We start from the raw sequence: 12,572 nt of genomic DNA, 5'->3' as shown, positions 1-12,572 counted from the left end.
CCGGGCAAGCCCCAGAATCGCGACCGCCCGGCGCTGGCGGGCCAGGTCAGGTGTTGACCCAGCCTTCAGGGTCCTGACCGCCGCTGGACACCGGCTGGCGCAGGCTGTCTTTTCCGCGGCCACCCTGGCTTGATGCGGCCGACACAGGGTCGCTTTCCCGGAAGCCGTCCACCGAATCGCCGCCTGCCCGCACCCGGTAGCCACTGACCTCACCGGACGTGGCATGTTCACGCGGGGCAACCGGTTCGGCCGGTGGCGACGGCGGCTGGCCCATCACCACGGGCTGAGCGGTCGGCGCAACCGGCGGCTGGGCCACCGGCGTGACCTGAGGAGGGGGCGGAGGCGGCAGGCCGCCCACGCCGCTGGGGGTGCCCACTTCCGGTGGCGATGGAGGCGTCGCGGAGCCGGCGCCTGACCCTGCGCCATCCAGGCCGTCAGCGGCGCGCACCACCACATCCGAGAACATCTCGCGCTGCGTCAGCGACCGCTTGGTCACGCCGGGGTCATCGGCCATCGGCACATTGATCATGATCGCGCCATTGCCAATGGCGTTTTCCCACGGGCCGGTCCACGCCTGGCCCTTGGTGGTCAGGGTGCCGCGCACGGTGACATTGACGCGGTACTGGTAATCGGTCTTGAAGTCGGCCTGGCCGGTGTAGACGCGCCAGAAACGCGGCTCCAGCTGGTCGGACGACAGGAAGCGAAAACGCGTGACCTTGTCGGCCCGGTTCTTGCCGTCGGCCCGCTGGCCCTTGGCACGCATTTCCACCTCGACGATCTCGGCGGTGGACTGGAGTTCGACGCTGAGCGCCACCGGCCCCACGTCCAGCGTTCCGGCCGAGTCGGCGCGGGCTTCCATGATGTTGTCGTTGGACAGCGTGCCGTTGGCGCCGGGGTCCAGGTCAATCACGTTTTGCTCGACATCAATGTGGAAGAACGGAAACTCGCTTTCGGTCGGCGGCTCCAGCAGGTGGATCTTGCGCTTCATGTAGGTGGCGTCAGGCTCCCACGAGGCGGGCGGATTGGAGACTTCGCCCTTGCGCCACTGGATCCAGACCGGCCGGAACGTCAGGTCGGGCGAATCGCTCTTCTGGAAGGTGGCGGGCTTCCAGCCAATGGCGCCGCCCGAGTCGGGATAACCGACCTGCGCAGAGATGAAGGCCACCGGTTCGCCCGCCCAGTTGCGCGCCTTGTCAGGCCAGTTGACCACCGGCTTGACGATGCGGAACAGCTTGCGCCCCAATTGGCCCAGCACCAGGCGCTGGAAGTACTTGCCCTCGGCTTTCGGATCGTTCTTGATCTCGTTGTAGAAACCTTCGAGCGAACTGGAAATGGTGTGCGGCTGGTTGTAGCGGAAGTAGCGCGTTTCTTCATACTTCAGCTCAAGCTGGGTTTCATCGCGCCGGAACTTCAGCGCCAGGCCGGCGTTGTAGCCGAAGAGCGAGCCGAACAGGCCGCCGCCCGAGGTGGACGCCTGGGCCGGCTCGACCTGCGGAGGGGGCGGATCGAAAATCACCTTCTTGGCCTGCTCGGTGAACTGCGTGACGATCAGGTCGATGCGCTGGTTGATCATCTTCTCCATTTCCTGCGCGCCCGGCAGGGTGCCGTCGATGTCCACCTCGACCTTGATGTCGCCGTTGACCCGCAGCTTGTTGAACTCGGCCTTGATGTCGGCAGAGAACCACAGGTAGCGGGCGTTCACATGGGCCGAGAAATGCGTGAAGATGCGCTCCCAGCTGCCGACGATCTTCACGCGCATCAGCTGCGACCACATCGGCATGACCAGGTTTTGCGTCACGAACAGCGGGCTGTAGGTGCCGTGAAAGCCGGCCCAGACAATCTCGCTGGGAATCGGGCCGATCACGCCGCCATAGGCATTCTCGCCGCCGGTGATCGAGCCCGGGCCGCTGCCCTGGATGCGCCAGGCCCAGGCATCGAGTTGCGCGCCACGGAAATTGCGGCCGTGGGGCACCGGCGCCCAGGCCGAGCGCGAACCAAGCTGCATGAAGTCGCGGCTGCGCGGCCCTTCAGGCGTGCCCGGTTCTGTGCCGCCAGGCGTGGGGGTGGTCACGCCGCCGCCACTGCCGCTACCGCCGCCGGCATCGGCACCAATTCCGGGCGTGGCGCCCGAGGCATCGGGTGCCAGGCTGGAAATCGCGGTCTGATTGGAGGTGATGGGGGCAATCCGGATCTGCGGGGCAACCCGCGTGCGCAGTCCCCAGTATTTGTCGTTGCGCCCGCTGAAACGTTCCAGGATCTGGGTTTCGGCCTGTTTCAGAACGCTGGGCGGAAAGCGCGAAGTGGTGGTCAGCGCCAGCACGCCGCCCGAGGTTTCGCCCTTGTCGATGCCGGCAATGGTTTCATCGAAAACACCGACGAAATGAATATGTCGAAACTTGAAGTCGTTGTTGGCCGCGTTTCGCGCCAGCCGGACTTTTTCCGGGATGTAGTAAAAAACGGGAGGCTTGCGCTCACGCTGCAAAGCGTCGTTGTTGCGATCCGGCAGGAAAAGCAACGTATGCCCCTCCCCCGCTTCGTCCTGAATGACAAATTCTTCGAAGCCACCGGCAAAAACCGGCCCTACAGGATCGGACATTTCGGGTTCTCCTCTGGTTGGGTTCAGGGCGTCCAAGTATTGAATTCCCTGCCATCACGAAGGAATTTTTCAGGCCATCGTTTCGTTCGCGATGGGCGAATTTATACGCTTCCGTTTGCCATGCCTCAACCGTCTGCAAACCGGAAAAGTTACAACTGGCGCGCTTCCTCGATAACCCGGCTTGATCAAATCGGCCGTTTCAGCAGGACGGGTAATGAGCCGGCTTTGTAAATTTTTATATAAAACAACCAAGACGGCTCGACAGGAAAATCATCAGCTCATGCGTACTGTCCAGAAGCTCAACCTGAAACGCCTGTTGCAACATGCTGCAAAAGAGTGTGGTCGCCAAACGCCAAACCGCCACACCCGCCCCCGCACACCCAACCGAAGTTGGCAGCGTTAGTCCTTTCCAACCATGAGGACTTGACCTGGCCGGGCGCCTGTGACATGGTGAACAAAACCGTTTTTGGTTTCTGAAATTTCAGAATTTTCTTCAAACACAGGCCATTTTTAAAAAACCAAGGAAAGAAACACAGCATGTTCAAACACATTCTCCTGGCCACCGACGGCTCCGCAGCTTCTGAGCACGCCGCCCAGATCGCCGTCGACATGGCGCGCACCCACCGCGCCCGGCTGACGTCGCTTTATGTGGTCGATCCGTATCCGTACCTGGGCATCGGTGAATCGAATCCGCTGGGTTTCCAGTCGTATATGTCCGCAGCCCATGAACATGCCACCCAGGCGCATGCCAAGGTCGCCGCCCTGTGCGGCCAGGGCAGTGCCCCTGTGGCGCTGGCCACCCGCATCTCGGAAGACCTGACGGCGTCCGAGGGCATCGTGACGACCGCCACGGACGAAGCTGCCGACCTGATCGTCATGGGTTCGCACGGCCGCACCGGCCTGGCGCGGCTGGTGGTGGGCAGCGTGACCGCCAAGGTGCTGGCGGCAGCGTCAATCCCTGTGCTGATCACGCGTTAATAGCCGGCCATGACCGACGACATGCGCGCACTCCCGCCGCCACCCCGCAAGCTGTGGGTACGGGCGCTGCTGATGCTCTTGCTGGCAGCAGCGTTCCAGCTGGCGGCGTCCGTACTGCTGTTTCTTTGTGTCTTGCAACTGGTGCTGGCGGCCACCACCCGCGCGCCCAACCTGCGGCTGAAGCAACTGGGCCGCAGCCTGGGCTGCTACCTGTCGCAAATCGCCGAGTTTGAAAGCTTCGGCAGTGAAGAACTCCCCTTTCCGTTCAGCCCCTGGCCAGCGGGAAAAGGGCAGATCAATCTGTAATCTTTCAGTGCAATCACTCTGGGCTGCTGCCATGGCGCTCAGGGCGTCGGATCAATTCCACTACTGAATTCATAGCTGCTTGTGCATGCTGATCATGCGCCAGCGCGCTATTTGATGCCCAAAACGACGGCCCGAGCGCTCCAACGGCCTGCACCAGCAAGGGGCCACTGTTATTTTTGCAGTGAGCCCGCAACCATTTCACCTCAGGGTCTGGCAAACATCAACTTCCCGTCATTCCCGCGCAGGCGCAAATCCAGCAACGCGGGTTGATTGCTCAAACGCGACGGGATACCCGCCTTGAAGTTACGACTGGCCGCATCCTTGAACGGCCGGGCTGACCGGCGTCGGCTTTGGGCTCTCAGCATGAGCCGGTCAACCCCATCCATCGGTCCGATTTTCCATTGACTTTGCAGGCAACTGCAGCGTGCGAATGCAACAAGCATGGCCTCAGATCTGTGCATCGAACAGCGCAAAAGCGGTGCTGCAATGCACCAGATTGGCGCAAATAATTCATAATAAAAATTTATTGAATCAAATAATTTACTCTGCTAGAGTGATGGCGACCGGACCGCTTTTTCCTTCTCGCCCTGCCGGCCTCTTGCCCCTTTCAACCGTTTTCCCTTACTGGAGTCAGACAGCATGAAATTCAAACTTTGCGCCGCGATGCTCACCCTGGCCGCCTCTGCTGCCCTCCCGGCTTTCGCCGCCGACTGGACAGTGGGCGCCAACGTCGGCAACGTGCCCTGGGAATTTCAGGACGCCAGCGGCAAGATCGTCGGCTTTGAAATCGATCTGGTCAACGAAGCCGCCCGGCGCGCCGGCAAGAGCGTGCAGATTGAAAACATTCCGTTCAACGGCCTGTTCTCGGCGGTGCAGTCGGGCCGCATCCAGATTGCGGTGTCGTCCATCACCATCACGCCCAAGCGCCTGGAGTCGGTGGCCTTCGCCCAGCCCTACTACGACAGCGACCAGTCGCTGTCGGTGCTGAAAGCCACCAAGATCAACAGCCTGGAAGACACCGCCGGCAAGACCATCGGCGTGGACACCGGCTCCACCGGCGACATGTACGCCACGCAAAACATGGCCAAGTACAAGATTGCCACCATCACCCGCTATGAAGGCCTGGCCCCCGCCATGCTGGACCTGGCGGCCCGCCGCATCGACGGCTACATCAGCGACATACCAGCTGTGGAGTACTACATCAAGGACAAGCCGCAATACCGCATTGCCGCGCGCATTCCCACCGGCGAGCGCTACTCCTTCATGACGGCGAAAAACTGGCCTGAAGGCGCCCGGCTCAACGAGATCCTGACGGAAATGAAAAAAGACGGCTTCGTGTCGAAAACCCATCAGAAATGGTTTGGCACCATGCCACCGGCCGACTCTTCCACCGTCAAGGTCATGGACGTTCCCAAGCTGTAAACCGCCAGCGCCACCAGCCGCCCATGCAACCGGTGCGCGTCAACCCGCAAGGCATCAACCGCACGGAAGGGGCTGCCCTGAGCGGCCTTTTTTGAATCCGGCAACGACGCAACCCACACAGCAGGCCTTCCCGCATGGATTTGATTGACACTTTTTTCAACTGGAGCGTGCTGCGCGGCGCGCTGCCGATGCTGATGCAGGGCCTGGGCATCACCGTCATGCTGGGCGCGGTCAGCATCGTGCTGGGTCTGGCTGGGGGGCTGCTGCTGGCGTTGCTCAGGCTGTACGGCCCGGTGCCCGTGCGCGGCACGGCCCGCATCTACATCGATGTATTTCGCTCGATTCCGATCCTGGTCCTGCTGGTGCTGGTGTATTACGCCCTGCCGTTCGTCGGCGTGCGGCTGTCATCGTTTGCCTCGACGGTGCTGACGCTTTCGCTGGTGTCGGCGGCCTATGCTGCAGAAATTTTCCGCTCGGGCATCGAGGCCCTGCCCAAGGGGCAGTTCGAGGCGTCCGAAGCCATGGGGCTGAATTTTCTGGACACGATGCGCGATGTCGTGCTGCCGCAGGCCTTTCGCATCGTCGTGCCACCGCTGACCAGCAACTGCATCAATGTGCTGAAGGACACCGCGCTGGCATCGGTCGTGGCCATGCCCGACCTGCTCAAGCAGGCCACGCAGGCGCAGGCGCTGGCGGCAAACCCGACGCCGCTGATCGGCGCCGCCCTGCTCTACCTGCTGCTGCTGCTGCCGCTGGTGCGGCTGGTCGGCTACTTTGAAGCGCGCCACCGCGCTGCCACCCGATGACCCCAGACACTTCATTGCAGTCGAAAACCCCAGCCCATGCCACTGCCAGCGCCACGGCGCCGCTGATCCGCATCAGCCAGCTGCAAAAGCGCTATGGCGACTTCATTGCGCTGCACGACATCAACCTCGACATTGCCGCGGGCGAGGTGGTCGTCGTCGTCGGTCCGTCGGGCTCGGGCAAGTCCACGCTGATTCGCTGCATCAATTTGCTGGAGGACTACCAGCAAGGCGAGATTTGCGTCGATGGCCAGCCGGTGGTACGCGGCAAGACCCTGGCGCGGGTGCGCGCCGAGGTCGGCATGGTGTTTCAAAGCTTTAATTTGTTTCCGCACCTGACGGCCCTGCGCAATGTGGCTTTGGGGCCGCTGCGCGTGCGCAAATTGAGCCGGCCAGATGCTGACCATCGGGCCGCCGAACTGCTGGCCAGGGTGGGCCTGGCCGACCATGCGCACAAACTGCCGGCACAACTCTCGGGCGGCCAGCAGCAGCGCGTGGCCATTGCCCGCGCGCTGGCGCTGGAGCCCAAGGTGTTGCTGTTTGACGAGCCCACCTCCGCGCTTGATCCGGAAATGGTCGGCGAAGTGCTCGACGTGATGCAAAGCCTGGCGAAGTCCGGCGTGACCATGGTCATCGTCACCCATGAAATGGGTTTTGCCCGCCGCGTGGCCGACCGCGTCATCTTCATGGAAGCCGGCCGCGTCATCGAACAGGGCCGGCCCGCGGAATTCTTCACCAATCCCCGGGAAGCGCGCACCAAGGCCTTTTTGCAAGCCATCGTCAACCATTGAAATACAAGCACACCCCATGAATTCATTGAAAACCGAACTGAACCTTGATCTGGTGCGCGCAGAATTTCCGGCGCTGGCCAGCGGCTACACCTTTCTGGACAACGCCGGCGGCTCGCAGGTGCTGGCCCGCGTGGCCGACCGGGTGCGCGACTACCTGCTGACCAGCGCGGTGCAGCTGGGCGCGAGCTATTCCGCATCGGTCGCGGCCGGCGAGCGCGTCATCGCGGCGCGGCGTTCGGTGGCACAGCTGATCAATGCCGCGCACGAGGACGAAGTCGTGATGGGCAGCGCCTCGACCAGCCTGATGTTTTTGTTCACGCAGGCGCTGCTGCCGGGCATCCGGCCAGGCGACGAGATCATCGTCACCAACACCGACCACGAGGCCAACATCGGCGGCTGGACGCGGCTGGAAAAGGCCGGCGCGGTCATCAAGTTCTGGCATGTCAACCTCGACTCGCTGGCGCTGGACCTGGCAGACCTGCAAAAGCTCTTGAACCCGCGTACCCGCTGGGTGGCCATGACGCATGCGTCCAATGTTCTGGGTATCGTCAATCCGGTGGCAAAGGTGGCCGATCTGGTGCACCAGGCCGGTGCGCGGCTGCTGGTCGATGCCGTCGCCTATGCGCCGCACCGCCTGGTCGATGTACAGGCCAGCGGTGCAGACGCCTATGTGTTCAGCTTCTACAAGGTCTTCGGTCCGCACTTTGCCGTGCTCTGGGGAAAACGCGACATGCTGCTCCAGCTGCCCAGCCTGAACCACTACTTCATCGGCCCTGAAGTGCTGCCCTACAAGCTGCAGCCCGGCAATGTCAACTACGAGCTGTCGTATGGCTGCATCGGCATTTCCGACTACCTGAGTGCCATGGGGGCGGCGCATGGCGGCACCGGCAGCCAGCGCCAGTTGATGCAGACGGCGTTCGACCTGTTTGAACACCATGAAGACCGGCTGGCCGAGCAGCTGCTGTCTTACCTGCGCACCAAAGCCGGCGTGCGCATCATCGGCCTGCCGGCGCAAACGTCTGGCGAGCGCGTTCCGACGATCAGCTTCACGGTGAAAGGCCGCCCCTCCGAAGCCATCGTCCACCACCTGGACCGGTTCAACATCGGCATCCGTTTTGGCGACTTTTATGCCAAGCGTTTGATTGAAGCGCTCGGGCTGCAGGCCCAGGGCGGCGTGGTGCGGGTGTCAATCGCGCACTACAACACCGTGCAGGAAATCGACCGGCTGATCCGCCACCTTGACGAAGCCATTGGCGCGCCAGCATGAACACCACCCTGATCCGCAACGGACGCGTCATCACGGCCACCGACGACTACGTCGCCGATGTCCTGATGCAGGACAGCATCATTCACGCCATCGGCAAAAACATGGTCGTGGGCGAAGGCGTGAAGGTCATCGACGCCAGCGGCCTGTATGTGCTGCCGGGCGGCGTGGACACCCATGTCCACCTGCAAAACATCATCGGCCCGACGGTCACCTGCGACACCTTTGCCAGCGGCACGCGGGCAGCGGCTTTCGGCGGCACCACGACCCTGGTGGACTTTGCCCTGCAGACCGCCCAGGACTCGCCGCTCGAAGCGATTGCGCGGGCGCAGCGTCTGGCCGACCCGCAGGTCAACGTCGACTACAGTCTGCATGTCATCGTGACGCGGGTCGATGCACAGGTACTGGCCGACGTGCGCCACGCCATGCGCCACGAAGGCGTGACCAGCTTCAAGATGTTCATGGCCTACCCGGGCGTGATGATGGCTGACGATGCGGCGATTTTCCAGATGCTGCGCCAGGTGGGCGCCGATGGCGGCATGGTGGCATTGCATGCCGAAAACGGCACGGTGATCGACCTGCTGATCAAGGAAGCGCTGGAGGCCGGCCACACTTCGCCGCGCTACCACGCGCTGACCCGGCCGGCCATCCTGGAAGGCGAAGCCACGCACCGCGGCATCCGGCTGGCCGAGCTGGCCGAGGCGCAGATCTACTTTGTCCATGTCTCGTCGAACCAGGCGCTCAAACACATCGTCACCGCGCGCGCCGAAGGCATTCCGGTGTTTGCCGAAACCTGTCCGCACTACCTGCTGTTTGACGATTCGGTCTACCACAGCGACAAATTCGAAATTGCCAAATACGTCATGACGCCGCCGCTGCGCACCCCGGACGACCAGAAGCATCTGTGGCGCGCACTGCGCTACGACGACCTGCAGGTCATCGCCACCGACCACTGCCCTTTTTGCATGAAGGAAGGCCACCTGGGCTACCAGCGCCAGAAGATGAGCGGCCTGCATGATTTCTCGAAAATTCCCAACGGCGCGCCCGGCATCGAGACCCGGCTGACCAGCCTGTTCGACATTGGCGTGATGCAGGGCAAGCTGTCGCTCAACCGCTTCGTGCAACTGACCTCGACCACGCCGGCCAAGCTGTTCGGCCTGTTCCCGAAAAAAGGCACGATTGCCGTCGGCAGCGATGCCGATGTGGTGCTGTTCGACCCGGCCGCCACGCAGGTGATTCATGCCGAACACCTGCACAGCCAGTGCGACTACACGCTGCTCGAAGGGCGAACGCTGCGCGGCCAGGTGAAAAAGGTGTTCCTGCGCGGCGAGCTGATCGTGGACGGCGAGCAATGGCTGGGCCGCGAGGGCATGGGCCGCTTCGTGCCGCGTGGTACGGTACAGGCGTTTTGAACTTCCCCGGCACAGCCCCGTGACACCAACAGCCCCGTCCAGAACACCTGCTTCGCCCGTCAGGCCGGAGCGCCCCCCCCGGCCCGCCAGCCTGGCCGAGTTACGCGAGGTGATCGGCCGCGAAAGCGAACGGCTGACGCCCCGCCTGCGCGCCGCCGCTCGCTACGCGCTGGACCACCCCAACGAGGTCGCACTCAACCCCGTGGCTACGCTTGCCAAAACTTCCAAGGTGGCGGCCGCGACCTTTATCCGGCTGGCCCAGTTTCTGGGTTGCGAAGGCTACAGCGACCTGCAGCGGCTGTTTCGCGAACCGCTCCAGCACGCCGGAAAACCCAGCTTTCCGCAGCGCATCCGGCACTTCGGCGGCGAACAGACGCTGGACCATCCGGATGATCCGGCGCAGGTGCTGCAGGCCTTCAGCCAGGCCAACATGGTGTCGCTGGAGCATCTGCGTGCCGATGCCACCAGCCTGCCGCTGCAGGCCGCCATCGACCTGATCGAGCAGGCCCCGCTGGTGCATGTCGTGGGGCTTCGCCGGTCGTATGCCGTGGCCGCCTACCTGGCTTACGCACTGAACCGGGTCGGCTGCCCGACGGTGCAGATCAACGGCCTGGGCGGCAGCATCCACGAGCAGGCCTCGATTGCCGGCGCCGGCCACCTCCTGATTGCCGTCAGCTTTCCGCCGTATGCCGCCGACACCCTGCAGGTGTGCCAGCAACTGAGCCGGCGCGGCGTGAAGCGCCTGGCCCTGACGAATTCCATTCTCAGCCCCATTGCGCAGGGCGCCGACCTGGTGCTTGAAGTCAACGATGCCGAACTGCTGGGCTTTCGCTCGCTGTGCGCCGCCATGAGCCTGGCGCAAACGCTGGCCATGGGTGTCGCCTTCAGCAAGCGCAGCAAACAGCGTATGGGTGCCGCCGAAACGTTTGAAACCATTCTTGAAGATATCGACTGCTAGTTATGAGACCTGTCATCCTGAGGCCCGAGGCGTTGACCGCCGCCGCGTTTTCGCCGTTTGGTGACGTCATTGAAGCCCGCGACGGCGCACAGCGCCTGCAAATCAACCAGGGCCATGCCGAGCGTTACCACGACCTGGCCAGCGTCGATCTGGCCGGCCAGGGCGCCCGGGCACTGATCAGCATCTTTCGCTCGCAACCGCGCCAGTTCCCGCTTTTCCTGAACGTGCTCGAACGCCACCCGCTGGGCAGCCAGGCCTTTATGCCGCTGGCGGCCCTGCCCTATCTGGTGGTGGTGGCGCCCGGCATCCAAGTGCCTGATCTGCAGGGGCTGCGCTGCTTCATCGCCGCTCCCGGACAGGGCGTCAACTACGCGCGCGGCACCTGGCACCATCCGCTGCTGTCGCTGGAGGCGACCACTGATTTCCTGGTTGTCGACCGGGGCGGGCCGGGCGTCAACCTGGAAGAGCACGCCCTGCTCCACGAACACATCCGGGTTCTTGCACCGACTGATGAAGCGCACAGCCCATCCTGAATGTATGGAGCGCCTGGCCCCATGAATCCATCTGCTTTCAGCATAAAAAAGGTACTTTGCGCACGTCCATCATGCGCAAGCAGCTATTTTTTTTATAGCGTCATCGCCGCTTGAATATGATTGTCAGCGCAGCCGGATCATGGGCGGCTGGCCGGCTTCGCTCACTTCCAGCAGCGTACCGAATGCCGACAGCATGGCCGGAAAATTCGCGTGGCCGTGCTCTTTCGGATCAAAGGTCGAGTCCAGCCGCAGAATCATCTGCCAGACGGCTTGCGGACTGACCCAGGCATCGCCCTGGGCCTGGGCCAGCAGACGAATCGCCCGTGTCAAGAGCCCGGCGGCGGCATCGTCGGCAAGCAACTCTGCCGATGGCGTGACCGCGCGGTCAGGCGCCTGCAGGTTGTCCAGCAGCGCTTCGTAGTAATGGAAGGCATGGCAACTCTTGGCCCAATGGCGGTTGGTCGATTTGCGGGTGCCGATGCCGATCAGGGTACGGCCTGCCGCTTTCACCTTTTGCGACAAGGGCATGAAATCACTGTCGCCGCTGACGATGACGAGGGTGCCGATATGGTCAAAACGGCCAATGTCCTCCATCGCGTCAAGGCACAGCTTGATGTCGGCGCCGTTCTTGGCCGAGCCGCCGGGCGGAAACAGCTGGATCAGTTCGACCGCGCATTGCAGCAGCGCATCGCGGTAGCGGCTGAAATACTGCCAGTTGCAGAAGGCGCGGTTGATGGCGATCGGCCCGAAGGAAGCTGCCAGCTCGACCACGGCCTGGATGTCGATCAGCGGCTCCTGGACCCGAAAGCGGTTGTCCTGCTTGCTGTAGGCGCCCTCCTGGCGGGCTTCGCACAGGCTGGCGTGCAGGTTTTCAAAGTCCCAGTAAAGGGCTACCGAGGCTTGGGTTTCGCTGGCGCGCGGGTGCATGAATGCTCCTGGCAAAGCCGTGATGCTAACGCGCCGGCACGCTGGCACAGGGAAGGCAGTCGCACCGGGTCTGCACGGCGATAACCCCAGGCCTTCATGTCCATGAACAAAGCGGCCGGCGACTTGCCTGTTCGCCGCGTATTCTGCTATTTTTTTAACCGAGGAACGCCCCATGCCGCCACGCCTGGCCGCGCAAGACTTTGAACAGGAATTGCTGATTCTGTTTGATGCCTATGTCCACGGCACCCTGGACCGGCGCGGTTTTCTGGTGAAGGCGCAAAAGTTTGCCACGGCGGGGGTCACCGCCGTCGGCCTGCTGGCGGCGTTGAGCCCCAACTTTGCAGCGGGACAGCAGGTTCCGCAGAACTATGCGCGGCTCAAGACCGAGCGCCCGAGTGTTCCATCGCCCGCCGGCAATGGCAGCGTCAAGGGTTACCTGGCACGACCTGCCGGTGCGGGCACGGCCAGATTGCCTGCGGTGCTGGTGATCCACGAAAACCTGGGCCTGAACCCGCACATCGAAGACATTGCGCGGCGTCTGGCGCTGGACGGCTTCATGGCGTTTGCCCCTGATGCGCTGAC

12 protein-coding genes and 1 pseudogene are annotated in these 12,572 nt (G+C 63.0%); 10 read left to right on the top strand and 3 right to left on the bottom strand.

Annotated elements, in window-relative coordinates:
- Positions 1-46: 46 nt before the first annotated feature.
- Together IWX85_RS17595 and IWX85_RS17590 are read right to left on the bottom strand one after the other, a co-directional pair.
- The gene (locus tag IWX85_RS17595; RefSeq protein WP_196870594.1) at positions 47-2,596 is read right to left on the bottom strand and encodes a hypothetical protein; all 2,550 of its coding nucleotides are present in this window, start codon (positions 2,594-2,596) and stop codon (positions 47-49) included.
- Positions 2,597-2,895: 299 nt separating this feature from the next.
- Positions 2,896-3,141 (bottom strand): hypothetical protein, encoded by a 246-nt coding sequence (locus tag IWX85_RS17590; protein ID WP_196870593.1) that lies wholly within the window; start codon positions 3,139-3,141, stop codon positions 2,896-2,898.
- On the opposite strand from IWX85_RS17590, the gene IWX85_RS17585 reads away from it, so the two are divergent.
- The 9 genes from IWX85_RS17585 (at position 3,134) to IWX85_RS17545 (ending at position 11,063) form a co-directional block, all read left to right on the top strand.
- Positions 3,134-3,574: a universal stress protein gene (locus IWX85_RS17585; RefSeq protein WP_196870592.1), complete on the top strand. Its 441-nt coding sequence runs from the start codon at positions 3,134-3,136 to the stop codon at positions 3,572-3,574. The genes IWX85_RS17590 and IWX85_RS17585 overlap by 8 nt on opposite strands.
- A 9-nt stretch (positions 3,575-3,583) precedes the next feature.
- Positions 3,584-3,880 carry a DUF4389 domain-containing protein gene (locus IWX85_RS17580; RefSeq protein ID WP_051983999.1) on the top strand — a complete coding sequence of 99 codons (297 nt, stop codon included), beginning with the start codon at positions 3,584-3,586 and terminating at the stop codon, positions 3,878-3,880.
- A gap of 639 nt (positions 3,881-4,519) precedes the next feature.
- A complete protein-coding gene (locus IWX85_RS17575) occupies positions 4,520-5,302 on the top strand; it encodes a transporter substrate-binding domain-containing protein (protein WP_036804517.1) in 783 nt (260 codons plus the stop codon).
- A gap of 134 nt (positions 5,303-5,436) precedes the next feature.
- A complete protein-coding gene (locus tag IWX85_RS17570) occupies positions 5,437-6,108 on the top strand; it encodes an amino acid ABC transporter permease (RefSeq protein ID WP_196870591.1) in 672 nt (223 codons plus the stop codon).
- On the top strand, positions 6,105-6,896 hold the full coding sequence (locus tag IWX85_RS17565) for an amino acid ABC transporter ATP-binding protein (RefSeq protein ID WP_196870590.1): 792 nt from the start codon (positions 6,105-6,107) through the stop codon (positions 6,894-6,896). The genes IWX85_RS17570 and IWX85_RS17565 overlap by 4 nt, the downstream gene beginning before the upstream one ends.
- Before the next feature lie 16 nt (positions 6,897-6,912).
- Entirely contained in the window at positions 6,913-8,163 is a 1,251-nt protein-coding gene (locus tag IWX85_RS17560; protein WP_196870589.1) for a cysteine desulfurase-like protein, read from the top strand.
- Positions 8,160-9,572 (top strand): dihydropyrimidinase, encoded by a 1,413-nt coding sequence (hydA, locus tag IWX85_RS17555; RefSeq protein ID WP_196870588.1) that lies wholly within the window; start codon positions 8,160-8,162, stop codon positions 9,570-9,572. The genes IWX85_RS17560 and hydA overlap by 4 nt, the downstream gene beginning before the upstream one ends.
- A 19-nt stretch (positions 9,573-9,591) precedes the next feature.
- Positions 9,592-10,530 carry a MurR/RpiR family transcriptional regulator gene (locus IWX85_RS17550; protein ID WP_196870587.1) on the top strand — a complete coding sequence of 313 codons (939 nt, stop codon included), beginning with the start codon at positions 9,592-9,594 and terminating at the stop codon, positions 10,528-10,530.
- Positions 10,531-10,532: 2 nt separating this feature from the next.
- Complete coding sequence (locus IWX85_RS17545; RefSeq protein ID WP_196870586.1) at positions 10,533-11,063, top strand: ureidoglycolate lyase; 531 nt, start codon at positions 10,533-10,535, stop codon at positions 11,061-11,063.
- Between the two features lie 123 nt (positions 11,064-11,186).
- On the opposite strand, the gene IWX85_RS17540 is transcribed toward IWX85_RS17545, so the two are convergent.
- A complete protein-coding gene (locus tag IWX85_RS17540; RefSeq protein ID WP_196870585.1) occupies positions 11,187-11,990 on the bottom strand; it encodes an NYN domain-containing protein in 804 nt (267 codons plus the stop codon).
- Between the two features lie 172 nt (positions 11,991-12,162).
- Here IWX85_RS17540 and IWX85_RS21010 point away from each other — a divergent pair.
- Positions 12,163-12,561: pseudogene (locus tag IWX85_RS21010) on the top strand (dienelactone hydrolase family protein); the annotation flags it as partial.
- Between the last annotated feature and the right edge of the window lie 11 nt (positions 12,562-12,572).

It is taken from the genome of Polaromonas sp. CG_9.11, assembly GCF_015752225.1.
GTDB lineage: Bacteria > Pseudomonadota > Gammaproteobacteria > Burkholderiales > Burkholderiaceae_C > Polaromonas.
The sequence above is the reverse complement of the archived record's forward strand: the minus strand, read 5'-3'. Positions and strand labels throughout refer to the sequence as shown.

Excerpts from the sequence above, each read along its gene's own strand:
- IWX85_RS17575 (WP_036804517.1), top strand. The coding sequence starts at position 4,520 with ATGAAATTCAAACTTTGCGCCGCGATGCTCACCCTGGCCGCCTCTGCT.
- IWX85_RS17545 (WP_196870586.1), top strand. The coding sequence starts at position 10,533 with ATGAGACCTGTCATCCTGAGGCCCGAGGCGTTGACCGCCGCCGCGTTT.
- IWX85_RS17585 (WP_196870592.1), top strand. The coding sequence starts at position 3,134 with ATGTTCAAACACATTCTCCTGGCCACCGACGGCTCCGCAGCTTCTGAG.
- hydA (WP_196870588.1), top strand. The coding sequence starts at position 8,160 with ATGAACACCACCCTGATCCGCAACGGACGCGTCATCACGGCCACCGAC.
- IWX85_RS17540 (WP_196870585.1), bottom strand. The coding sequence starts at position 11,990 with ATGCACCCGCGCGCCAGCGAAACCCAAGCCTCGGTAGCCCTTTACTGG.
- IWX85_RS17580 (WP_051983999.1), top strand. The coding sequence starts at position 3,584 with ATGACCGACGACATGCGCGCACTCCCGCCGCCACCCCGCAAGCTGTGG.
- IWX85_RS17565 (WP_196870590.1), top strand. The coding sequence starts at position 6,105 with ATGACCCCAGACACTTCATTGCAGTCGAAAACCCCAGCCCATGCCACT.
- IWX85_RS17595 (WP_196870594.1), bottom strand. The coding sequence starts at position 2,596 with ATGTCCGATCCTGTAGGGCCGGTTTTTGCCGGTGGCTTCGAAGAATTT.
- IWX85_RS17570 (WP_196870591.1), top strand. The coding sequence starts at position 5,437 with ATGGATTTGATTGACACTTTTTTCAACTGGAGCGTGCTGCGCGGCGCG.
- IWX85_RS17560 (WP_196870589.1), top strand. The coding sequence starts at position 6,913 with ATGAATTCATTGAAAACCGAACTGAACCTTGATCTGGTGCGCGCAGAA.